The organism is Bacillus sp. (in: firmicutes) (assembly GCA_012842745.1).
In the GTDB taxonomy this organism is placed as follows: domain Bacteria; phylum Bacillota; class Bacilli; order Bacillales; family Bacillaceae_J; genus Schinkia.
Window position 1 is genome coordinate 447,541 of record DUSF01000035.1, and the last position, 21,329, is coordinate 468,869.

The window sequence follows — 21,329 nt, forward strand, 5'->3', positions numbered from 1 at the left end:
TGATTACAGTTGTTGATAAGCATAATAGTTTAACACAGCCAGCTCAAGCTCGCTCTTCAAAATTAGAGGTGGTAAAGGAAAATAAGGTTGAAAATACGAGTGAACAGATGAATATGGTATTCGAAACAAAAGATTTAAATCTTTGGTATGGTATGGATCTCGCCCTAAAACTAATCAATATGCCAATTTATGAAAATGAAGTGACAGCTATTATTGGGCCGTCTGGATGTGGAAAATCAACCTATCTTAAAACGTTAAATCGCATGGTTGAAATGATTCCGATTGTTAAAACCTCTGGTGAAATTTTATATCGCGGTCAAAACATCTTTGATAAATCGTATCCGGTTGAAGAGCTGCGGACTCGTGTTGGAATGGTTTTTCAAAAGCCAAACCCATTTCCAAAATCAATTTATGACAATATTGCATACGGTCCGCGTATCCATGGCATTCGTGATAAAAAGGTTTTGGATGAAATCGTGGAAAAAAGCTTGCGCGGCGCAGCTATTTGGGATGAAGTAAAAGATCGTCTACATGAAAATGCCTACGGCTTATCTGGAGGACAGCAGCAGCGCATTTGTATTGCAAGATGTCTCGCGATTGAGCCAGATGTTATTTTAATGGATGAACCAACCTCTGCACTTGATCCAATTTCTACTTTAAAGGTTGAGGAATTATGTCAAGAATTAAAAGAAAATTATAGCATTGTGATTGTTACTCATAACATGCAACAGGCTGCTCGTATTTCTGACCGCACTGCTTTTTTTCTAAGCGGAGAAGTGATTGAATTTGCGCCGACAGATCAAATTTTTTCAAAACCGCAAGATAAACGAACAGAAGATTACATCACCGGCCGCTTTGGATAATCGGCATTGTAAGCAGTATAAGGCTATGGACGAGGAGAGGAAGCAGGATGGCATTAAGAGAAAATTTTGATTTAAAATTAAAACAATTACATGAAAAAATAGTGGAGCTTGGGAACTCAGCTGAACATGCAGTGGTGAAAGCTGTCAATGCCTTGCGTGACAAAGATATCGAAAGTGCAATCAATGTGATTGATGAGGATTCCTATATTGACCATCTCGAAGAAGATATCAATGATCTTGCAATTATGCTAATAGCTAGGGAAGCACCTGTTGCTGTTGATTTAAGACGGATTATTGTTGCCCTCAAAATTTCTTCTGATTTAGAAAGGGTGGCTGATTATGCAGTTAATATTGCGAAGTCAGTGATTAGAATTGGCGAAGCGGATTACGATTTACCGATTGAACCCTTACTTAAAATGATTGAAATTGCAAGGAAAATGTTATCTCTCTCGTTAAAAGCATATTTTGAAGAAGATGTTGTTTTAGCGAAAAAAATTGCAGATATGGATGATGAGGTAGATTCGTTATACGGGAAGACCATTCAGGCCTTTTTGCAGTTATCTGTTGAAAAACAAGAGGATTTTATGAGGATAACGCAATTGTCATTTATTGCAAGATATATAGAGCGAATAGCAGACTATGGGACAAATATTTCAGAAGGCGTTTTTTATTTAGTAAAAGGAATCCGTTATAATTTGAACAATTAGGAATAAAGGGGCTGACCACATTTGAGGCAGCTCCTTTCAATTATTACTTTCATTTTCTTTTAGTCGTAATTTTTTTTCCGATTTGTTCATAGGTCATGTCGCTGCTTAAATAATATGTACCGACTTGAATTTTACTTTGCCAATCTTTTGAGGCTAAAAATTCCGAAAATGTTTTGCCGCTTTTTACGATTTTCGCTGCTTCTAATTGTTTTCCAATTTGCACTCCAGACATTCCCGGTGTTATTTGCAGTGTATACGTTCTTGGTGTCACTTTTACTGGGTTATTATCTATAGATTTGTTGTCTTCATCTATTCCGCTTGTTACATCTTGTTTTTGCTCTATTGCTTCGTTAGGTGTTGGATTATTCGGGGATTGCTCAGTTGTTTCAGCATTTTTCTCAACTATATTTGCTGCTTCTTGTTTATTCGTCAATTCTTCGTATGTTTGTTTAGAAATTGACATGTAACCTTTTTGATCTAAGTATTGCTCCACTTCTTCATCGGTTATGACATGCTCCTCCACTATTTCTACTTTCCCTTTGTTCGAAGGCAGAAAATAATAGACCGCAGTAAAAATTATAGTAGCAATCATTATACCAGAAGCAAAGCTTCTTAAAGAATTATTTGCCATTTAATGATTCATCCTCTTCTATTATTTATTCACCAATATTTTCCCGGGAAAGTTTTTCATTTAATGGGATGGTATAGCTTTCATTGCCTAGTAACTCTTCTTCTAATACCTTCATTTTTTTCTTTAATTGATAGTTTTCCTGCATCACGGTCATCGTTAAATTTTCAACTTGGCTTTCAAGCTCTTTATACTTATCTTTTTTCAAAAAAGAGAGTATGAATAAAATAATTGAGATAGAGAAAAGTCCAATAATGGTCATATCTAAAGTTATCATTAACAGTCCACTCCAGTCCGTAATAGCGTTACTTCTTTATCTATTATAGCTTTATTTGTTATAATTTGTTAAGTAAACGGTAAAAAAATTGAAACTGTTGTCAAACTCTTGTTTTCGATAAAATCATTATAATTGTAGTAAATGTCAAAACAATGTTATCATAGTAAGTAAATGGAAAACTAGATTGGAAATGTACTAGAAAAGCAAATTCGAAGATTTGCTTAAATAAAAATAAATATATATAAGGGTGTTAATAGAATGATAAAAAATGAAATGATGAATGGAAATTTTGGAATATGGAGTAAAAGAAAAGGATTAGAATGGGATCAAGATTTTAATTGGAAATTCTATGAGGAAATAGATCAATGGAATCACCCTTTATATGCCTTGGCAAAAAGCAAAACACATCCGATACAGATAGAAATCGCAGACTTTGTTCAGTCAAAGCAAAATATTTATTTAAAGAAAATAACACTATTCAATGAATCGAAAGAAAATCAGGAATTAACATTATTTTTTGAGCAGGATTTCGAGCGTGAGGATGGTACGGCTTTTTTCAGTCTAAGTAATCGTTCGCTTTATCATGAATATGAAGACTATTACTTATTGTTTAACGGGTTATTAGATGAAAAGGGAATTTCCCAATATACAACATGGCAAAAAAATGATATTCAAAATAACCAGCTTATTAATATTGAAAATGGAAGCCTTTTTTTTAATCCAATTGCTGAAGGCAATGTAAAGAGTGCATTTTCCTTGGAAACAACGCTGTTGCCATTTGAGATTAAACATGGCTATTATTGGACCGTTTTTGGTGAGAACTTAAATGAGGTCGAGAAGCTAAATGAGCTTGTGAAAAGAAATCCTGAGTGGCTTATATGTGACAACATTGAAATGGAGGAAGTCTTTAAAAAGATGGTCCTCTAGCAAATAAGGGTTGAATATTTTTAAAATATTTGGTACTATATTTGAGTCTGAGTTATCGTCATTTGTACTAATTTTTATTATGGCGAAAGATGAAAATAATATACGAACTTACGAGTGAAGGTCTGGAGGGATAGACATGCGTGTTAACGTTACATTAGCTTGCACAGAAAGCGGACATCGCAACTATATTACAACAAAAAATAAGCGTAATAATACTGAGCGTATTGAGCTTAAAAAATATTGTCCATCATGCAAAACTCACACATTACACCGCGAAACAAAATAAAACAGTAGGGATGTTATTCCTACTGTTTTTTTTTATAGTGATAAAGTATAAATATTGTTGGATATCAGTATAAGGATGATAGGGGGATTGAAAAGAGGATGAATAAAGTTGAAATGAGACGATTGATGCAACAAAAGCTTAAAGAGGTGCCTTCGGATGTAATGGGGCGGTGGTCAAGTGAGATTGCGGTTCATCTCTATAACTTACATGATTGGGTAGAAGCTGATACAATTGGTATAACGATTTCCCGAAGCCGTGAAGTGGATACAAGGGCCATTATTGAAAAGGGTTGGGGGTTAGGAAAACGAATCGTTGTGCCTAAATGTGAGCCTGAAACTAGAGGAATGACTTTCCGTGTGCTACAATCTTTTGAGCAATTGGAAGTTGTCTATTATGGTCTAGAGGAACCAAAAGAAGCTGAAACAAAGGCTATTTCACTGAATGAAATTGATCTCCTAATTGTTCCAGGTTTAGTCTATAACAAAACGGGATATCGGGTAGGCTTTGGCGGTGGATATTATGACCGTTTTTTAAGCAATTATAATGGTAGAACAGCTGCCCTTGCTTTTGAAGTCCAACTAGTTGAAGAACTACCAATCGAACCTCATGATATGCCTGTAGATTCGATTATTACAAATGAACAGGTTGTATTATGTCGTTCATAATGACAAATTTTTTATTATTTTTGGTTGTAATGATGGCTGCGATTTTTGGCTATAAGCTGAAAACATTAACGAAATCTGGGGCGATTGCTGCTGTAGTAGTGGGATTTGCGATTTTATTAGCATTTGGTGTTCAAGGGTTCATTCTCATGGGAACTTTTTTCGTCACTGCAAGTTTTTGGAGTAAGTTTAAAGTAGAAAAAAAATTTAGTTTTGAAGATAAAATAAATAAAAGCGGGGCACGGGATGCTGTTCAAGTGTTTGCTAATGGAGGCATGCCTGCAATTTTAAGCTTGCTTTACTTATGTTTCCATGAAGAAATTCTGTTGTATATGTTTATTTGCTCACTTGCTGTTGCCAATTCTGATACATGGGCATCTGAAATTGGCTCTTTAAGCAGCAGGAAACCTATTCATGTGTTAACATGGCAAAAAGTAGATGCCGGAACGTCCGGCGCCATGTCCTTATTAGGAACAATAGCAGCCCTATTAGGTTCAATGTTGATTGGAATGATGAGCCATTTTCTTATGCATGAAGTCTCACTACAAGTAGCCATGATTATTGGTTTCGTTGGATTTATTGGCAATATAATTGATACAATCTTAGGAGCTACTGTTCAAGTTACATATGTTTGCCCGAACTGCGGCCTAATCACTGAGAAAACGAGGCATTGTCAAGAAAAGACGGCTTTTCATAGCGGTTTACGTATTTTTAATAATGATATGGTAAATTTCCTGTCGATTGCATTTGGCTCACTGTTTATTCTTTTATTGCTGTAATGGAGTTGAAAAATGATGGATGATTATACAAGATACTCTAGACAAATGCTGTTTCCACCAATTGGGGAAGCTGGTCAACAAAAACTTGCTAACAGCTCTGTGCTTATTGTCGGCATGGGGGCGCTTGGCACAGCTTTAGCGAATCATTTAGTTAGAGCTGGAATTGGCTTAGTGCGTTTTGTTGATCGTGATTATGTGGAAAAAAGCAATCTGCAACGGCAAATGCTGTTTGATGAAGATGATGTTCTTGAGGCATTGCCAAAAGCGATTGCTGCTAAAAATAAGCTCTCTAAAATTAATTCTGAAATTAGCTTAGAAGCCATTGTCGCGGATGTATCTCCAAGAAATATTGATGAGTTGTTAGCTGGTGTTGACCTTGTCGTTGACGGCACCGATAATTTTCAAACAAGGTTTTTGTTGAATGATGCTTGTTTCAAGCAAGGGATTCCGTTTGTTTATGGAGGTGTAGTAAGTTCAAGAGGAATGTCTGCTATCTTTGTACCAAACGAAACACCGTGTTTAAGATGTTTTATTTCTTCTAGTGATCAAGGGGGACAAACATGTGATACGATTGGCGTTATCTCACCAATTGTAGATATTGTTGCTTCCTTAGAGGTCGTGGAGATTCTAAAATATCTTGTCGGTGATAAGAAAAATCGCCGCAACAGCTTGCTTACGCTTGATGTTTGGAATAATTACCGTTATGAAATGAAGTTTTCTGAGCCGCGCAAAGATTGCCCGACATGTCAAAAAAACGAATATCCAGCCTTAAATTTAGCTGAGAAAGATTTCATCACTGTGTTATGTGGCAGAGAGACGGTGCAAATACAAGCGGGAAGGAATTTTAATCTAGAGGATTGGGCGAACCGCCTAAAACATATTGGAACAATTCAAAAAACGCCATTCCTTTTAAAAGTTGAACTGCCAGAGGGAGAGAGACTCGTCTTATTCCCTGATGGGCGGACGCTAGTCCAAGGAACGGAGGATGAAGTGAGAGCGAAGACACTATATTCAAGATATATTGGACTTTGAAAAAGAAGGATAAAAATTGCTTTTTTTGAGATGATAAGGAAGAGGAGGGATCAGGTATGCAAAATTCCTTTTTGCGAATTATCTTAATAGGAGTTGCTTCTTTCTTTATTTATCGTTATCGTTATCGGTTAATCAATATCATTTTAGGACAGTCTTTGCTACGAAGGTTAGTTGTAAAATCTTTTATGCAAATTCCATTTGTACGTGAGCAAATGGTCGGTCAAATGTTTCGATTTCAATAAAAATGAGGTGCTGGTTTATAAACCACACCTTTTTTTATTATAATGAAAAGAGAGAAAGCTTGAATCTAAGGAAAGAAGGTGAGGGATTGATTGGTACGATTAGTCAAGATTATATATTTTGGCGTTTAGCATACGAATTAGTTAACCACCATGGATATCGGGTATTAAAACTTAATGAACATGGTGAAGTATGGCTCGAATTGCTGGAACGTCGCGATAAGAAAATAATTAGGCTGCTTCGCTATGATATTGATTGGGGAAATTGGCTAGTACGAGACTTGGAACAAACATCACAGATTATTAGTCAATATAAAAAACAATCTTATCGCAAAAAAATGAAAGCATATAATATATATATTTCAACTTATCCGCCTGTTGATGATTGGGAACATCAACTAGACGGGCATAAACATGTTGATACATTTTTAATTGAATTAGGAAATCGTGAAGTAGAGCTTAGGAAGCTATTTGACCATCTCAACTTGTCTGTACCTAATTTGCATAGTTGGTCAAGTAATGTGGAGGACATTCCTTTATTTATCCATGCCATTCGTCAAACTGAAAAAGCGAGGCAGGAGGAGGAAAAAAGTCTCTTATTCGCTAGTAATAAACCTTTGTTAACATATATTTTAGTTGCTGTAAATATTATCATGTTTTTATTAGTAGAATCGGTGGGCTCAAGTACGGATATAGCAACTTTAATTGCATTTGGTGCGAAATATAATCCGCTTATTTTACAAGGAGACTGGTGGCGCTTCATTACACCGATGTTTTTACATATTGGCTTTTTGCACTTAGCGATGAACATGTTGGCCTTATATTATTTAGGAATGTCGGTTGAAAGAATTTATGGAACGGGGCGTTTTTTTCTCATTTATTTTGCAGCAGGCATTGCTGGTGCCATTGCCAGCTTTGCATTTACAACTTCAGTATCTGCAGGTGCCTCAGGTGCGATTTTTGGCTGTTTTGGGGCTCTCTTGTATTTTGGGGTCGTTCATCCTTCATTATTTTACCGTACAATGGGAGCGAATATATTCGGAGTTTTAGCTATCAATCTTGCTTTTGGTTTACTCGTTCCAATGATTGACAATAGTGCCCATATTGGCGGGCTTATTGGCGGATTTTTTGCATCTGCATGCGTTCATTTACCAAAACATAAATGGCTTGTTGCTAGACAGCTGACCGCTCTTGTAATTTTATTTTTCATAACGGCATCAATATTATATTACGGCTTTTTTTATAAATAGAAAGGAATATTATGTATGTTTCCTCTCCTATTGGTTAATGATGGAATTTAGGAGATTGCCAATGTGAGGAGGACATCCATTGTCAAAAAATACAGAAATAAAGCATCCTGCCCAATCCCAAATTGACGATAATGTTCGTTATTTAAAGGAGCAATTAGGGGTTGGCAAGAGCTTTGATATTATTTACTTGGATCTCGAATATGCAGGGCGTAAGATGGCGATGTTTCTAATTGATGGTCTTGCGAAAGATGATTTGCTCCATTTGTTGCAAAAATTCTTTGCAAAATTAACGCCGGAAGCTCTTGAACCAGTTCCTTTAGAAAAGATGTTAAAAACATATATTCCATATGTTGAAGTCGATAAAAAAAAAGATTTAGATGTTGTTATTGATACTGTATTAGCTGGCCCTACAGCACTTGTTATTGATGGCATTGATGAAGTGATTTTAATAGATGCAAGAACATATCCTGTCAGGGGACCGGAAGAACCGGATACAGAGCGGGTTGTCCGCGGTTCGAGGGACGGTTATGTCGAAACGATTGTCTTTAATACAGCGTTAACGAGAAGAAGAGTACGTGACCGTTCATTAAGAATGGAACCGATGCAAATTGGCAGACGCTCGAAAACGGATGTTGTCATTAGTTATATAGAAGATATTGCCGACCCTGATCTAGTAAAAGAAATTAAAGATTCGTTAGAAAAAATCGATACGGACGGGTTGCCGATGGCAGAAAAAACGATTGAGGAATTTATTGGTGGTCGTCATTTCAATCCATATCCAATTGTCCGCTATACGGAGCGACCAGATACAGCAGCTGCTCATCTTTTTGAAGGACATGTTATTATTATTATTGACGGTTCCCCAAGTGTGATGATTGCACCAACAACTTTTTGGCACCATCTTCAGCATGCTGAAGAATACCGCCAAAAGCCGATTGTTGGTGCGTACTTGCGGTTTATTCGTTTTGTTGCGATCTGGGCCTCGTTGTTTTTGCTACCATTATGGTATTTGTTTTCGATTCACCCTGAATATTTACCAAGCGGGTTGAAATTTATTGGTCCAAATGATTCTGGTGAAGTTCCATTACTAATCCAATTAATTCTTGCAGAATTGGGTATTGATATATTAAGGATGGCAGCTGTACATACACCAACTTCACTTGCAACAGCATTGGGATTGGTGGCAGCGTTAATGATTGGCCAAGTTGCTGTTGAAGTTGGGCTGTTTACTAATGAAGCAGTACTATACATCTCAGTGGTAGCGATTGGAACATTTGCCACACCTAGCTATGAAATGAGTTTGGCGAACCGCTTAGTACGAATTGTTTTTTTATTATTGGCCGGCTCGTTTGGCTTGATTGGCTATATCATTGCCATTACAGCTTGGATTATTTTGATGGTAAGAATGAAGTCGTTTCAAACACCATACTTTTGGCCATTTATTCCATTTTCATACAAAGCTTTTAGAAATGTATTGTTTAGATCGCCGATTCCATTAAAGAAACGAAGGCCAACAATATTACACCCGCAAGATCCTGATCGGTAAGGAGCTGTCTCAAAAGTGTATGTAGCTGTACATCACTATTTCTGAGACAGCTCTTTTTTTATTTTTGGATGGTGGCTAAAGCTTTCTATTTTTAATATACTTAAGACAGGATAAAGATTTTGTGGATTAGGAGACGGATAATTGTGAGGACTATTTACGATATTCAACAATTATTAAAGCGATATGGCGTGTTTATTTATGTTGGCGACCGAATAGCAGACTTAGAACTGATGGAGGATGAAGTGCGGGAATTGTTTAAATCGCAATTTATAGATGTGAAAGATTTTCAAATGGCATTGCTTTTGTTACGTCAAGAAATAGAGCGAGAAAAAGCAAAAAGACAAATGTTGCACTAAAAGAGGATGAGCACAATGGAAAAATGGTTGGTTGGCGTTGATTTAGGGGGAACAACGATAAAGTTCGCGTTTATTTCAGAAAACGGCGAAATTTTATTTAAATGGGTGATGCCAACGGACACCTCAAATGCTGGAGAAAATATCATCCCTGACATGGCTAATTCAATTGTAACGAAGCTACATGAATGCCAGCAAAATAGTAGCAAATTAAAGGGAATTGGCATTGGCGCACCGGCTTTTATGGATATGGGGACTGGTTTTGTTTTTGAAGCAATAAATTTAGGGTGGAGAAATATTAATCTTAAAGCGGAACTCGAAAAAATTTTAAGCCTTCCAGTTGTTGTTGACAATGATGCGAACGTTGCTGCGCTTGGCGAAATGTGGAAAGGGGCTGGAGTAGGCTCTAAAGATTTACTATGCGTCACTATTGGCACCGGTATTGGCGGGGGGGTAATCCTAAATGGTGAAATAGTGCATGGCACGAACGGAATGGCAGGTGAGATCGGTCATATTACCGTTATTCCAGAAAACGGTCTACTATGTAATTGTGGAAAATACGGTTGTCTTGAGACTATTTCATCAGCGACGGGAATGGTAAGGCTTGCAAAAAGTGGTTTAGATGAACGTTCTGATAGTATGTTAAAAGCACGATATGAAGAGCTTGGACAGCTTACAGCGAAAATGATATTTGAAGCGGCATTGAAAAACGATGCCTTTGCTTTAGAAATAGTGAATAGAGCGAGCTTTTATTTGGGACTGGCAATCGCCAATATCGCTAATACAATTAATCCAAAGAAGATTGTGATTGGTGGGGGAGTTTCAAAAGCTGGACCTATTTTCCTAGAGGCCATATGTAAATATTTTAAGCAGTTTGCTCTTAAGCGGGTTTTTGAGGGGGCGGATTTGGCGACTGCTACACTTGGCAATGATGCTGGTGTTATTGGTGGTGCATGGCTTGTAAAAAATAAATTATAGACAGGAGAAAAAATGAGGAGATTATTTGTTGTCATCTTATGTTTTTTCTTATATGGCTGTAGTGGACCTACTAGAGTAGTACATGATGCTTCATTCATTAAAAGAAATGGTATCGAAAAGAGCGTAATGATTGAACAATTTTTTGCAAATGAGGGCTTAGTGCCAATCACAACTACAGCTAAGCAAGATTTTTATACAATCAATGAATGGTATGATAATCATACAGTTATTTATACTGTTGGAGAAAAGGGAACAACCTCCCTTTATTTACATAATATTATCACTGGGAAAAAAGATCTTTTTTATCAAACGGAAGAATTTATTAGTAAAGTTCAAGCAAATTCCAATTACTCCTTGTTTGCTATACAAACATTTGAGCAAAGCGGTGTAACGCATATAAGAATTATTAATAAAATCGGGCGAGAAGTTTTCTCTTGGTCTGATAAGATAGATGAATTGCAATTTATGTGGAATCCATATGAAAGTAACGAGATGGTTGTAGCCGAATTTTTAGCTAATTTAGATTTTCAACTTTTAAAGATTCGTGTAGATACTAAAAAAGTAGAAAAAATACCAGTTACGAATCCGTTTGTCCAATGGATTAGTAAAGATGAAATTGGTTATTTAAACTGGAATCAAAATGAACCAAGTATTGAAGCACCATTGTTATTATTTAATATGAATACAAATACAGAGGAAAAATGGCTTACTAATTGCATCATATTTTTTTCATTAAAAGATATCATGATGACCGTTTCAATCGATGAAAATGATTTATACCAATCGCTATATACATTTTATGATTCTAAAACGAGGAAAAAGTTAACTGCACTCCATATTCCAGTCTTAAATACTTTTTCTGAAGCATGGTGGATTCCAAGTTTTGATTATGATGAAGAAAATAAATTGTTTTATTACATGAAGCCCAAGCGTGCCGGCGATATTTCGGAATATAATGAAGGCTATCAATTGACTGTATTGTCATTAGCGAATAATAAAGAAAAGGTGTTAGAAACGTTTTCTGACAATCTTCCAATCAAACTTTCTCCTGATGGACAGTGGTGTTTAATAGGCCCTCAGTTTGAACAAGTATTGAATGCATCGAGTAGAAAAATAACAAGGCTAGTGTCTAATTAATAAAAAAACATCAACAACAGCTGTAATAGCCATTGTTGATGTTTTTTAGTTAAAAAATATCGTTTGCTCTTTTTTCGATTAATGAGCAACTGGGACGCCGTGTCCATTAAGAATAGCGATGAATGTCACTATTGTAAACCAGCCGAAAACTAGTGTAGAACCGCCCGCAAAAAGAACCGCAAGCATGCTCTTCTGTTTTAAAGAACGGAATGTACCAGCTAGACTAAATACTGTTACTAAAGCAAAGATAATAACAAGACCCATTGTCCTACCCCCTTACAAATAAAATTCTGTCATTATTATACCCATTTTTTGAATAAAAACAACTTAGTATGTATACTAAAAGTGCACCTGATGTTTATTTTAATCTTTTTTCATAGTTTTGTCGAGGCCAAATAAGAGGTGTATGTGTCAAAATTATGATATACATTAGCTAAGTAAGCGAACTTTATATAAAATGGAGGTTTTCTTGATGGAAATAAAATGGCGGCCGTTCCCATTAGGGCCACTTCAAACAAATGCATATATCATTGAAAATGAAAAAAAGGAATGCATTATTATTGATCCTGGAAGTGAAGGGAAAAGATTCGTTAAAAATTTAGAACAAAAAGAGCTTATGCCGCTTGCGGTATTATTAACCCATGCTCATTTTGACCATATTGGCGCCGTAGATGACCTACGTGCTAAATGGAATTGTCCTGTTTATATACATAAAAATGAGCAGGATTGGCTTTCAAATTCCTCGTTGAATGGTTCGAAACGTTTTGGTTTACATGAGGAGATTATTGTGAAAGAAGCGGATGAGTTGATAGAGGAGGAAGGGGAACTTGCAATAGGCTCATTCCGTTTTGCGGTATTTGAAACACCAGGCCATTCACCTGGCAGTGTCTCTTATTATTTAAAGGAACAGGCCACTGTATTTTCAGGGGATGCGCTTTTTGCAAGAAGCATCGGTAGAACAGATTTACTTGGTGGCTCTCATAAGCAGTTAATTCAAAGTATTCATGACAAGCTATTAGTATTGCCTGAAGAGACCATCGTTGCACCTGGACACGGTCCGCTCACAACCATTATTAATGAAATGAATGAAAATCCTTTTTTACATGGATTTTAAACAAATGTTAAAGAGGCTGCCACATATTGAACGCACATACTATTAGTGCGGACAATAAAGACAGCCCCTTTGGGGGTATGGTATGAGCATAAATGGGATTAGGAATAGTTAGATACATTATCTATACTATATTACATATTTAACACTATGTCAACAGTGTTAAATAAGAAAGATGGGAAACTATGCTTACTAAACTTAAACATAAGATTAAAAATGCTGAAAAAGGCAGTATCTCATATTCTGATTATATAAGTTTAGCTCTATATGATGAAGAAAAGGGCTATTATATGAAAGATCGCAAAAAGATTGGCAAAGAAGGCGATTTTTATACGAACAGCAATGTTCATAGTGTATTTGGAAAAGTTTTGGCACGAATATTTAGTCGGCTAGTTGAAATGGGAATCTTACCACCTTATATTTGTGAAATTGGTGCGGGTACAGGAAGACTAGCCAATTTTATCATGGAAGAATGGAAAAGAATCGCTCCTGGTACTTTTGAAGAATTGTATTATTATATCGTTGAGATGAGTCCTTACCACCGCAAAGAACAGCAATCCGTTATTCATGATATTGATAATGTGCTTCAATTTCAGTCAATCGCTGAGATGAAAGATAAAATCGGAAAATTTAGTGGTATTGTTCTTTCTAATGAGCTTTTTGATGCCTTTCCAGTTGATGTTTTACAAAAAAAGGAAAATGAAATATTTGAAGTAAGAGTGGCAATGAATGATGAAAATTTAGTAGAAACTCTCGTTCCTTGTGAAAATGCCGCGCTATTGGACTGGCTTCGTGAAAATAATATCACCCTAAAAAGCGGTCAAAGAATAGAAATCCCCCTTGCTATGAATGGCTGGCTTGAACAAACAGGTGATTGGTTTGAAAAAGGCCTGATGTTTACGATTGATTATGGATATACAAAGGAGGAATGGATGGAGCCGATTCATCGAGAGGGCAGTCTAAGGGGATATTATAAACATCAAATGATTACTAATCCTCTTCTTCATCCAGGAGATATGGACTTAACGACACATATACATTTGGATGCTCTCATTGAAAAGAGTGAAAAAGTAGGTATAAAATTACTGGCGATGCTTAAGCAATATCAATTTTTGTTAAAGGGTGGAATTTTAGAGTACCTTCAGGAACATTATGATCCTAATCCATTTTCGGAAGTTAGTAAACAAAATCGGGCCATTCGTACACTTTTACTTGATGATGGGATTAGCGGGAGCTTCACCGTAGTCATTCAGCAGAAAAATCTTGATAAAATCACGGACCAAGATGTATTGATGCATGATTTTTAGAAGATTAAAAAAAGCGATGCAATTTGCATCGCTTATTGTCCACCTAGTGGCATCATAAATGATGTCCAGTATGTGAAGCCGATAAAAAATACTGTTAAAAATGCTCCGAATATGTATACATACATACGTTCAGATAATTTTAAAAATCCTACGGCTAAGAAAAAGACTGTAATCCCTAAGAATAAAAGAGATGTTGTGTGCATATGTCCCAGGTAGAACATAATGCTGAAGATACCAGTCCAAAACGCCATAACTCGATACATGTTACCCATTATGTACTCCTCCTTTACAAGAAAATCACCATTTTAAACATAGAATATAATTACTCTACTTATTATAATGGACAAATTGTGCGGTGTAAATGACCGAAATTTCAAATTTTGTATAAACGAATCATATTTAATCGTTTATTAAAGCTAAATAATTGCAAGATGAACAGCCCTTGAACATATTGTCTTCCTCAACGAGATGGGCGTTAGTAAACAAGCTGTTAAACATTCCTTCAAGAAACGCGAAATGCATTTTGCAAATATTACCTATTTCTTGGGCGGCTACTTCTTTAAATGGACAATTAAAAATTTTAAAGTAAACCTTTGTTTGGTCTACATTAGACTCAAATTCAGGATAGAATCCAAGCAAGGAAGCTGCATCTTTTAGGATATTAAGTTTATCCTGAAAGCTTAATGGACTCCCACTCCTTTTCAGTTCCTTTTCGATGATCTCTTTTCCATAACGCTGACCTGTTTCTAGAAGTGCCTTTTTACCAACCTCTCCAAGTGATAGCAATGTTCCAATCGCGATTTCAGATAATAGCTGATAATCTCTGTATGGAAAATTCAATTGGACAACATCATCTGATAAACGATATAAGCGGCTTGGTCTACCGCCTTTACCTGTTTTTTTAGTTTCAGAGACAAGCATATTAACGTCTTCAAGCTTTGAAAGGTGTAATCTTGCAACGTTTGGATGAATATTAAAGGAATCAGCGATTTCCTGTACTGTAACCTCGTTATGATGTTTTGTAATATATTGATAAATTGAAAAACGTGTTGGATCTGAAAGTACATTCGTAATTTTCAACGTCTGTTCCATCTTCTTCACCCCTTTACTAATTACTATTAATAATATAGTCATTATAGTATAGTTCATTGGACATTGGAATTGTTTCTAACATAGAAACAACATTTGTTTGAAAATATTCATAATTTGGCCATACAAATAATAATAATAAATTATACAAAGATTATACATGAAATCTTCTAAAAAAAATGCAAAAAAAAGAAGGATTTTGCCGTTTTGTAGAGAATTATAAATTAAACAACATTTATGAAAAGAGGTGTGTTCATTTTGGGATTTATTGAAGAACGAGGTGAGTCTTTGCTGAAAGAAGCATTGCGTTTTCATGCCTCAGATATTCATATCATTCCTCATCAAGGAGATGCATTAATTCAATTTCGCATTCAGCACCGCCTTGTAACTAGAGAAAAAATACCAATGTCAATTTTTGAAAAGTTAATTTCGCACTTTAAATTTCTAGCTGGTATGGATATTGGCGAAAAACGCCGGCCGCAAAATGGAGCGATTCAATTGTTGCTGGATGATACAAATGTAAGTGTCCGCCTATCTACGTTGCCGACACTTCAGCAAGAAAGTATGGTTCTTAGAATTTTACCGCAAAAGATTGATTCTCCGTTATCACAGCTTTCGCTTTTTCCGCAAGCAACAAGTACACTTTTCTCATTAGCAATGCAATCCACAGGATTAATTATTTTAACAGGGCCAACCGGTTCGGGCAAAACAACTACATTGTATTCCCTCCTTCATGCCATTCAACAAAAATTAGAATGTAACATCATCACCTTAGAAGATCCTATTGAAAAAAGAATAGATACAGGCTGCTTGCAGGTTCAAGTAAATGAAAAGGCAGGGATTACTTATGCGGCAGGGATAAAGGCTATTTTACGGCATGACCCAGATATTATTATGGTTGGGGAAATTCGTGACGAAGAAACAGCGCAAGCTGCTGTTCGCGCTAGTTTAACAGGCCATTTAGTATTAACGACATTGCATACGAAGGACACAAGAAGTGCACTTAATCGTTTGGTAGATTTAGGTGTTTCACTTCAAGATCTTGAACAAACACTGCTCTGTGTGACAGCTCAAAGGCTTGTAAATTTAAAATGCCTTTATTGTCAAGGTCAATGCTCCCCGCATTGTATAAAGGTGAGAAAGGTGAACCGCTTATGCATATACGAAATTTTACATGGCAATAATCTCAGAGAAGTTTTTAAAGAGGTAAAAGGCGAAAAATTTTCGTACAGTTATCAAACACTTGCTAATTTAATTACAAAAGGAATCGCACTTGGGTTTCTTTCCGCTGATGATTATGGAGTAAGCTATGAAAAATAAGAAAAAGTGGAAGGGTAAAGAGCAAGCGAAGTTTTTTTATAGATTAGGCCATTTATTAAAGCGGGGCTACACACTCTCAACAGCGCTGGAATTTTTAATGCTTTATGTTGATGATGAAAAAAAGCAAGACATACAGTTTATTTTAGTAAATCTTAAACAAGGTGCACCACTTTTTGATTCATTTCACACTTTACAGTTTTCGAAAGAAGGCCTGAGCTATATTTATTTTGCTGAAAAATATGGCGAGCTTGCAAAAGGATTCATTAACGCTGGAAAAATGCTCGAAATGAAAGAAACTCTTCGGAAGAACACAGAAAAAGTGATTCGCTACCCCTTGTTTTTATTGTTCCTCCTTCTAATCGTAGTAGCAACGATGCAAAAGGTATTGCTTCCACAGTTTATTCAATTATATCAATCGATGAATCTCCCACAATCAAAAATCATTTCATTAATCATCTACATCAAATCTTCTATGCCTATCATTGGATTGATTGTTTTCATTTTTGCCGCTGCCATCTTTGCTCTTTATTTTCTGCATTTTCGCAGAAAAAGTGCGATTAGCCAAACTATTTTTCTATGTAAAATTCCATTTTTAAAGTACATCGTAAAAAAGCATCATACTTATTTTTTTTCATTCCATTTAGGAAATTTATTAAAAAACGGCCTGTCTATTAAGGAAGCTTTAACTGTGTTTGTGCAACAAAGCCATATGCCGTTTTTTCAAGAAGAAGGAATACGCATTAGTGCATTATTACTAGAAGGAGATGATTTAGCAACAATATTAAAAAATACAATTTACTACGATAAAGAATTAGCAACCGTCATCATTCATGGTCAAGCCAATGGGATTCTATCAAGTGAGCTGCTAGAATACAGCGGTCTACTTATCGAAGAATTCGATGAGACCTTTACTTTTTGGCTACGGGTACTCCAACCGACGATAATGGCGTTTTTAGGGATTTTTATCGTTCTTTTATATGTTGCCGTTATGTATCCAATCTACGGCATGATGCAATCGCTATAAAAAATTTAGGGAGGAATTCAAATGTTTAATAGATATTACAAAAATGAGGCGGCATTCACTCTAATCGAGATGATGATCGTCTTGATGATTATCTCTGTCTTGCTACTTATCACAATCCCAAATGTGACGAAAAATAATACAGTTGTTAAGGATAAAGGCTGCGAAGCTCTTGTTAAGCTAGTAGAAGCGCAAGTTCAGGCTTATGAAATTGAGAAAAACGAAAGACCGACAAGCTTAGAGACTTTAAAATCTGAAGGTTATATTAAGACGTATACATGCCCGAGCGGTGGGGATGTTCAATTTGCAAATGGTGTTGTATCGGCACCAAGCTCAGGGACATCTGGTGGCTCGTGATGAATGTAGTGCATATAAAAAAAGAGAATGGCTATACATTGGCAGAAGTGTTAATTGTTTTAACGATATTTTTTCTCGTCATTACGCTGACGATGGTTTCCTTTAAGCCTCTTGTAAGGCAATTGCAAATAAATTATTTCTTTAAACAGCTGCAACTTGATATTTCCTATTCACAAATATATGCTATCAGTCATTTTAAGGATGTTAACATTATCTTTTATCCAGAAAGTCATCGCTATGAGATCATCCCTGGATTTAACGGATCAAGACTTGTAAACAGAAGCTATTCCAAAGGCATTAAAATCGAATTAGTTACGCTACCAGCAAATGTTACGTTTTTGGCGAATGGAACGATAAGAAAAGCAGGGAAAATGTACGTTCATTTTTATGATGATAAATATACTTTTGTTTTTTTATTTGGAAAGGGCCAGACATATGTTGAAAAATGGTGATGGTTTTTCGGTTATCGAGGTTCTTGGCTCCTTCGCGATTTTTTTAATTTTAATTACAATGATCATTCCAATCTTGCTGAAAACGTATGAGGAAAAAACGGTCATCAATTATAAAAGAGAGGCATTGTTAGTATTACATAATGAAAAGGAGTCATTTTTATATGATGGTTATCCTTTACATAACAAGGTCATCACAGCTGCCTCAAGATCGTATCAACTAACGATTCTAATGGAAGGGAATTTAACAAAGCTATGTATAGAATGGAAAACTCCTTGGGGTAGGAAGGGAGAAGTATGTGATTATGCTAAAAAATAATCAAGGGTATACACTACTGAATACACTATTTGCCTTTTCCGTGTTTTTATTAGTCATCTCTTTTTTTCCTGTTACGATTAAAATTATAAAAACGGAAACACCTACTGCTTCCTACAATATTGATTTGTTTTTTGAGTATATTCAGACGGAAATTGCCAAAGCAAAACAGTTATCGACGTCAGGGAGCACGCTTTATTTAAGCATGGATGATGGCACTATCATTCAATTTCAAAAATTTAATACGAATATTCGTAGACAAGTAGATGGACTTGGCAATGAATTTTATCTTCAAAATGTTACTGATGTCGATTATGAACTTGTTTCAAATGGGGTTATTGTTTCCGTTGAGTTAGCTGGAAGAAGAGTGAATAAAAGATTTTCAATGGCACCGAAACTTTAAAAATAAAAAAATATATTTAGAGGTGGCCCTCATGTATGTTATCTTTAATCAAAAGGGCTTTATCCTGCCGCTTACGATGATGCTTATGTTTCTATTTCCGCTAGTCATTATTTCAGAACTAGAAATCTATAAAATGGAGCAACGCTTCTACATTGAGGAAGAGGAGATAGAAAAATTGCAAAGTCTTTCACAAATAGGGATTCAAGACCTTTTTGCTCTTGCCATCGAACAACCTATCACGGAGGCTACAGGTGGAAAGCTTTATTATCTTACAGGGAGAATTGATTATACAATTGAACCATTGGGACTAAATCTTCTGCGAATAAGAGGAACATGTTATACAGACAAAGAGAGACAACAAGTTTTTATCGCAAATGTTAATCTCGAAACAAATGAAATAGAGAAATGGGTGGTACAATAGGATGAAATCTTTATATTTAACAGGTTTTATGGGGTCAGGGAAAACGACAATTGGCAAGCTTTTAGCTGAAAAACTAGCGCTGCCTGTCATTGATACAGACCAGTTTATTGAGGAGCAGCTCCAAAAAACAATTCGAGAAATATTCGAAACGGAAGGAGAGGAACAGTTTAGGGAGTATGAAGAGCAATTTCTAAAAATGATTCCAACAGAAAACAACATTATTACAACTGGTGGTGGAATTATTTTGAAGAATGAAAATAGGACATGGATGAGAAAGAACGGGACAGTGATTTATCTCCATTGTGAACCAGAAGAAATAATGAAGCGGCTCGCTAGTGATGAAACACGGCCATTGTTAGATGGAGATAAACAAAAAAATATTTTGTCTATTTTTGCGAAACGGTCTGAATATTACGATGATGCAGATTTTAAAATAGATACAACTGGGAAAAGCCCAGTAGAAATTGTTTTAGAAATCGAGCAATTGATTAAAGCCGACCCATCTAGGAGATACTAGTATATAGCTTAAACAGGTGGTGATTGCTTTTGTCTTCAAATGATTATATTAAATATATTACAGAGCAATTTGTAAAATATGTTGATACGTCTAAGGAAGAAAGAAAGAATCAAAGAAAAAAAAGAAAATCTGAACAAGACCCAATGTTAGCAAGAATGTTTGGAATCATCCCTATAGCGCTTATGTTAATCGTAAATGGAAGAAGGAAAAAGCCCAAAATGTAAACCTTGGGCTTTTTTTCTTTTTACACGGTGATACGAATATGTTAGAGTTTTGTTAAATGAGAGTCTAGGGGTGATAATAATTGAATAATACAGAATCTCTAAAAACATATGATACATTAAAACGCCCATTAAGAGATTTAAGAATTTCGGTTATAGATCAATGTAATTTTCGTTGTGCCTATTGTATGCCAAAAGAAATATTTGGCGATGATTATCCCTTCCTTCCGCTAAATGAATTGCTTTCTTTTGATGAGATTGAACGCATGACAGCTATCTTTGCAGCCCTTGGAGTGGAAAAAATTAGATTAACAGGTGGAGAACCACTCTTAAGAAAGGATTTACATCTATTAATTGAACGCCTCTATAAAATTAACGGGATTAAAGACATTGCCTTAACAACAAATGGAGTTTATTTACCAAAGTATGCTAAATGTTTAAAAGAGGCTGGCCTAAACAGAGTAAATATAAGCTTAGATGCACTTGATGACGAGCTTTTTGGAAAAATTAACGGCAGAAACGTAAAGGTGAATGCTGTTTTAAAAGGCATCGAGGCAGCTCAGAAAGCTGATCTTTTTGTTAAGGTAAATATGGTTGTTAAAAAAGGTATGAATGAGAGTCAAATCATACCGATGGCAAAGTTTTTTAAAGAAAAAAACATTAATTTAAGATATATAGAGTTTATGGATGTTGGGAATTCAAATGGCTGGGATTTGTCACAAGTTGTTTCTAAAAAAGAAATCGTTGAAATGATTTCAAAGGAAATTCCTGTTGAACCACTTTCGGCGAATTATTTTGGTGAAGTGGCGAGCCGTTACCGATATGTAGGCTCAGCAACGGAATTTGGTGTCATTTCCTCGGTAACCGATTCCTTTTGCTCATCATGCACCCGCATTAGACTTTCTGCAGACGGAAAATTATATACTTGCTTGTTTGCTGAACAAGGCTATGACATAAAAACATTAGTAAGAAAGAAGGCAACAGACGAAGAACTCATCCAATTGATACTCGATATATGGGGAAATCGAAAAGATCGCTATTCTGATGAACGGCTGGAAATTGCCAAAAAAGGAGAGCAACGAAAAGGCAAAATTGAAATGTCATATATTGGCGGATAATAAAAACGTGGCAAA

Annotated in this window: 30 protein-coding genes; 25 read left to right on the forward strand and 5 right to left on the reverse strand. The window is 35.8% G+C overall.

Going from position 1 to position 21,329, the window contains the following annotated elements; genetic code table 11:
* Positions 1-2 precede the first annotated feature (2 nt).
* Both GX497_07265 and phoU read left to right on the forward strand, forming a co-directional pair.
* Positions 3-863, forward strand: coding sequence for a phosphate ABC transporter ATP-binding protein (locus GX497_07265; protein ID HHY73008.1), 861 nt, complete (start codon positions 3-5; stop codon positions 861-863).
* A 47-nt stretch (positions 864-910) separates the two neighbouring features.
* Positions 911-1,570: a phosphate signaling complex protein PhoU gene (gene phoU, locus GX497_07270; GenBank protein HHY73009.1), complete on the forward strand. Its 660-nt coding sequence runs from the start codon at positions 911-913 to the stop codon at positions 1,568-1,570.
* A 49-nt stretch (positions 1,571-1,619) separates the two neighbouring features.
* Here phoU and GX497_07275 read toward each other — a convergent pair whose 3' ends face one another.
* Complete coding sequence (locus GX497_07275) at positions 1,620-2,201, reverse strand: endolytic transglycosylase MltG (GenBank protein HHY73010.1); 582 nt, start codon at positions 2,199-2,201, stop codon at positions 1,620-1,622.
* Positions 2,202-2,226: 25 nt separating this feature from the next.
* Positions 2,227-2,475 carry a hypothetical protein gene (locus GX497_07280; protein ID HHY73011.1) on the reverse strand — a complete coding sequence of 83 codons (249 nt, stop codon included), beginning with the start codon at positions 2,473-2,475 and terminating at the stop codon, positions 2,227-2,229.
* 258 nt (positions 2,476-2,733) lie between these two features.
* Between GX497_07280 and GX497_07285 the strand changes: the two genes are divergently transcribed.
* The 11 genes from GX497_07285 (at position 2,734) to GX497_07335 (ending at position 11,664) form a co-directional block, all read left to right on the forward strand.
* Positions 2,734-3,402, forward strand: a complete 669-nt coding sequence (locus tag GX497_07285; protein ID HHY73012.1) for a hypothetical protein — start codon at positions 2,734-2,736, stop codon at positions 3,400-3,402.
* A gap of 136 nt (positions 3,403-3,538) precedes the next feature.
* The gene (rpmG, locus tag GX497_07290; protein HHY73013.1) at positions 3,539-3,688 is read left to right on the forward strand and encodes a 50S ribosomal protein L33; all 150 of its coding nucleotides are present in this window, start codon (positions 3,539-3,541) and stop codon (positions 3,686-3,688) included.
* 98 nt (positions 3,689-3,786) lie between these two features.
* Positions 3,787-4,353, forward strand: coding sequence for a 5-formyltetrahydrofolate cyclo-ligase (locus GX497_07295; GenBank protein ID HHY73014.1), 567 nt, complete (start codon positions 3,787-3,789; stop codon positions 4,351-4,353).
* A complete protein-coding gene (locus GX497_07300; GenBank protein HHY73015.1) occupies positions 4,341-5,129 on the forward strand; it encodes a DUF92 domain-containing protein in 789 nt (262 codons plus the stop codon). Before GX497_07295 ends, GX497_07300 begins: the two co-directional genes overlap by 13 nt.
* Before the next feature lie 12 nt (positions 5,130-5,141).
* Positions 5,142-6,161, forward strand: a complete 1,020-nt coding sequence (locus GX497_07305; protein HHY73016.1) for a thiazole biosynthesis adenylyltransferase ThiF — start codon at positions 5,142-5,144, stop codon at positions 6,159-6,161.
* A gap of 56 nt (positions 6,162-6,217) precedes the next feature.
* A complete protein-coding gene (locus GX497_07310; GenBank protein HHY73017.1) occupies positions 6,218-6,403 on the forward strand; it encodes a hypothetical protein in 186 nt (61 codons plus the stop codon).
* A 2-nt stretch (positions 6,404-6,405) separates the two neighbouring features.
* The gene (locus tag GX497_07315) at positions 6,406-7,650 is read left to right on the forward strand and encodes a rhomboid family intramembrane serine protease (protein ID HHY73018.1); all 1,245 of its coding nucleotides are present in this window, start codon (positions 6,406-6,408) and stop codon (positions 7,648-7,650) included.
* A 79-nt stretch (positions 7,651-7,729) separates the two neighbouring features.
* Entirely contained in the window at positions 7,730-9,196 is a 1,467-nt protein-coding gene (locus tag GX497_07320; protein HHY73019.1) for a spore germination protein, read from the forward strand.
* A gap of 143 nt (positions 9,197-9,339) precedes the next feature.
* On the forward strand, positions 9,340-9,552 hold the full coding sequence (locus GX497_07325) for a YqgQ family protein (GenBank protein HHY73020.1): 213 nt from the start codon (positions 9,340-9,342) through the stop codon (positions 9,550-9,552).
* 15 nt (positions 9,553-9,567) lie between these two features.
* Positions 9,568-10,527 (forward strand): ROK family glucokinase, encoded by a 960-nt coding sequence (locus tag GX497_07330; protein HHY73021.1) that lies wholly within the window; start codon positions 9,568-9,570, stop codon positions 10,525-10,527.
* A gap of 126 nt (positions 10,528-10,653) precedes the next feature.
* The gene (locus tag GX497_07335; protein ID HHY73022.1) at positions 10,654-11,664 is read left to right on the forward strand and encodes a hypothetical protein; all 1,011 of its coding nucleotides are present in this window, start codon (positions 10,654-10,656) and stop codon (positions 11,662-11,664) included.
* Positions 11,665-11,742: 78 nt separating this feature from the next.
* On the opposite strand, the gene GX497_07340 is transcribed toward GX497_07335, so the two are convergent.
* A complete protein-coding gene (locus GX497_07340) occupies positions 11,743-11,928 on the reverse strand; it encodes a DUF2759 domain-containing protein (GenBank protein ID HHY73023.1) in 186 nt (61 codons plus the stop codon).
* A 214-nt stretch (positions 11,929-12,142) separates the two neighbouring features.
* On the opposite strand from GX497_07340, the gene GX497_07345 reads away from it, so the two are divergent.
* Both GX497_07345 and GX497_07350 read left to right on the forward strand, forming a co-directional pair.
* Positions 12,143-12,778, forward strand: a complete 636-nt coding sequence (locus GX497_07345) for an MBL fold metallo-hydrolase (protein HHY73024.1) — start codon at positions 12,143-12,145, stop codon at positions 12,776-12,778.
* 182 nt (positions 12,779-12,960) lie between these two features.
* Positions 12,961-14,082: an SAM-dependent methyltransferase gene (locus tag GX497_07350; protein HHY73025.1), complete on the forward strand. Its 1,122-nt coding sequence runs from the start codon at positions 12,961-12,963 to the stop codon at positions 14,080-14,082.
* A 32-nt stretch (positions 14,083-14,114) separates the two neighbouring features.
* Here GX497_07350 and GX497_07355 read toward each other — a convergent pair whose 3' ends face one another.
* Positions 14,115-14,354, reverse strand: a complete 240-nt coding sequence (locus GX497_07355; protein ID HHY73026.1) for a DUF2626 domain-containing protein — start codon at positions 14,352-14,354, stop codon at positions 14,115-14,117.
* Between the two features lie 127 nt (positions 14,355-14,481).
* A complete protein-coding gene (locus tag GX497_07360; GenBank protein HHY73027.1) occupies positions 14,482-15,174 on the reverse strand; it encodes a helix-turn-helix domain-containing protein in 693 nt (230 codons plus the stop codon).
* Positions 15,175-15,408: 234 nt separating this feature from the next.
* Here GX497_07360 and GX497_07365 point away from each other — a divergent pair, with 234 nt between their 5' ends.
* From GX497_07365 to moaA, 10 genes are all read left to right on the forward strand, one after another.
* The gene (locus tag GX497_07365; GenBank protein HHY73028.1) at positions 15,409-16,491 is read left to right on the forward strand and encodes a type II/IV secretion system protein; all 1,083 of its coding nucleotides are present in this window, start codon (positions 15,409-15,411) and stop codon (positions 16,489-16,491) included.
* On the forward strand, positions 16,481-17,515 hold the full coding sequence (locus GX497_07370) for a type II secretion system F family protein (protein HHY73029.1): 1,035 nt from the start codon (positions 16,481-16,483) through the stop codon (positions 17,513-17,515). The genes GX497_07365 and GX497_07370 overlap by 11 nt, the downstream gene beginning before the upstream one ends.
* 21 nt (positions 17,516-17,536) lie before the next feature.
* Positions 17,537-17,869 (forward strand): prepilin-type N-terminal cleavage/methylation domain-containing protein, encoded by a 333-nt coding sequence (locus GX497_07375; protein HHY73030.1) that lies wholly within the window; start codon positions 17,537-17,539, stop codon positions 17,867-17,869.
* The gene (locus GX497_07380) at positions 17,869-18,321 is read left to right on the forward strand and encodes a type II secretion system protein (GenBank protein ID HHY73031.1); all 453 of its coding nucleotides are present in this window, start codon (positions 17,869-17,871) and stop codon (positions 18,319-18,321) included. The genes GX497_07375 and GX497_07380 overlap by 1 nt, the downstream gene beginning before the upstream one ends.
* Positions 18,305-18,637 (forward strand): type II secretion system protein, encoded by a 333-nt coding sequence (locus GX497_07385; protein HHY73032.1) that lies wholly within the window; start codon positions 18,305-18,307, stop codon positions 18,635-18,637. The genes GX497_07380 and GX497_07385 overlap by 17 nt, the downstream gene beginning before the upstream one ends.
* The gene (locus GX497_07390; GenBank protein HHY73033.1) at positions 18,618-19,037 is read left to right on the forward strand and encodes a ComGF family competence protein; all 420 of its coding nucleotides are present in this window, start codon (positions 18,618-18,620) and stop codon (positions 19,035-19,037) included. Before GX497_07385 ends, GX497_07390 begins: the two co-directional genes overlap by 20 nt.
* A gap of 31 nt (positions 19,038-19,068) precedes the next feature.
* Positions 19,069-19,458 carry a hypothetical protein gene (locus GX497_07395; protein ID HHY73034.1) on the forward strand — a complete coding sequence of 130 codons (390 nt, stop codon included), beginning with the start codon at positions 19,069-19,071 and terminating at the stop codon, positions 19,456-19,458.
* A 1-nt stretch (position 19,459) separates the two neighbouring features.
* Positions 19,460-19,975 (forward strand): shikimate kinase, encoded by a 516-nt coding sequence (locus tag GX497_07400; GenBank protein ID HHY73035.1) that lies wholly within the window; start codon positions 19,460-19,462, stop codon positions 19,973-19,975.
* Positions 19,976-20,004: 29 nt separating this feature from the next.
* Positions 20,005-20,199 (forward strand): YqzE family protein, encoded by a 195-nt coding sequence (locus tag GX497_07405; GenBank protein ID HHY73036.1) that lies wholly within the window; start codon positions 20,005-20,007, stop codon positions 20,197-20,199.
* Between the two features lie 80 nt (positions 20,200-20,279).
* Positions 20,280-21,314 (forward strand): GTP 3',8-cyclase MoaA, encoded by a 1,035-nt coding sequence (moaA, locus tag GX497_07410; protein ID HHY73037.1) that lies wholly within the window; start codon positions 20,280-20,282, stop codon positions 21,312-21,314.
* Positions 21,315-21,329 lie beyond the last annotated feature (15 nt).

Coding starts and splice junctions, on each gene's coding strand:
- GX497_07400 (HHY73035.1), top strand. CDS start 19,460: ATGAAATCTTTATATTTAACAGGTTTTATGGGGTCAGGGAAAACGACA.
- GX497_07355 (HHY73026.1), bottom strand. CDS start 14,354: ATGGGTAACATGTATCGAGTTATGGCGTTTTGGACTGGTATCTTCAGC.
- GX497_07300 (HHY73015.1), top strand. CDS start 4,341: ATGTCGTTCATAATGACAAATTTTTTATTATTTTTGGTTGTAATGATG.
- GX497_07375 (HHY73030.1), top strand. CDS start 17,537: ATGTTTAATAGATATTACAAAAATGAGGCGGCATTCACTCTAATCGAG.
- GX497_07385 (HHY73032.1), top strand. CDS start 18,305: ATGTTGAAAAATGGTGATGGTTTTTCGGTTATCGAGGTTCTTGGCTCC.
- GX497_07330 (HHY73021.1), top strand. CDS start 9,568: ATGGAAAAATGGTTGGTTGGCGTTGATTTAGGGGGAACAACGATAAAG.
- GX497_07285 (HHY73012.1), top strand. CDS start 2,734: ATGATAAAAAATGAAATGATGAATGGAAATTTTGGAATATGGAGTAAA.
- GX497_07275 (HHY73010.1), bottom strand. CDS start 2,201: ATGGCAAATAATTCTTTAAGAAGCTTTGCTTCTGGTATAATGATTGCT.
- GX497_07315 (HHY73018.1), top strand. CDS start 6,406: ATGAGGTGCTGGTTTATAAACCACACCTTTTTTTATTATAATGAAAAG.
- GX497_07335 (HHY73022.1), top strand. CDS start 10,654: ATGATTGAACAATTTTTTGCAAATGAGGGCTTAGTGCCAATCACAACT.
- GX497_07370 (HHY73029.1), top strand. CDS start 16,481: ATGAAAAATAAGAAAAAGTGGAAGGGTAAAGAGCAAGCGAAGTTTTTT.
- rpmG (HHY73013.1), top strand. CDS start 3,539: ATGCGTGTTAACGTTACATTAGCTTGCACAGAAAGCGGACATCGCAAC.
- GX497_07310 (HHY73017.1), top strand. CDS start 6,218: ATGCAAAATTCCTTTTTGCGAATTATCTTAATAGGAGTTGCTTCTTTC.
- GX497_07380 (HHY73031.1), top strand. CDS start 17,869: ATGAATGTAGTGCATATAAAAAAAGAGAATGGCTATACATTGGCAGAA.
- GX497_07280 (HHY73011.1), bottom strand. CDS start 2,475: ATGATAACTTTAGATATGACCATTATTGGACTTTTCTCTATCTCAATT.
- GX497_07350 (HHY73025.1), top strand. CDS start 12,961: ATGCTTACTAAACTTAAACATAAGATTAAAAATGCTGAAAAAGGCAGT.
- GX497_07360 (HHY73027.1), bottom strand. CDS start 15,174: ATGGAACAGACGTTGAAAATTACGAATGTACTTTCAGATCCAACACGT.
- GX497_07295 (HHY73014.1), top strand. CDS start 3,787: ATGAATAAAGTTGAAATGAGACGATTGATGCAACAAAAGCTTAAAGAG.
- GX497_07305 (HHY73016.1), top strand. CDS start 5,142: ATGATGGATGATTATACAAGATACTCTAGACAAATGCTGTTTCCACCA.
- GX497_07365 (HHY73028.1), top strand. CDS start 15,409: ATGAAAAGAGGTGTGTTCATTTTGGGATTTATTGAAGAACGAGGTGAG.
- GX497_07340 (HHY73023.1), bottom strand. CDS start 11,928: ATGGGTCTTGTTATTATCTTTGCTTTAGTAACAGTATTTAGTCTAGCT.
- phoU (HHY73009.1), top strand. CDS start 911: ATGGCATTAAGAGAAAATTTTGATTTAAAATTAAAACAATTACATGAA.
- GX497_07395 (HHY73034.1), top strand. CDS start 19,069: ATGTATGTTATCTTTAATCAAAAGGGCTTTATCCTGCCGCTTACGATG.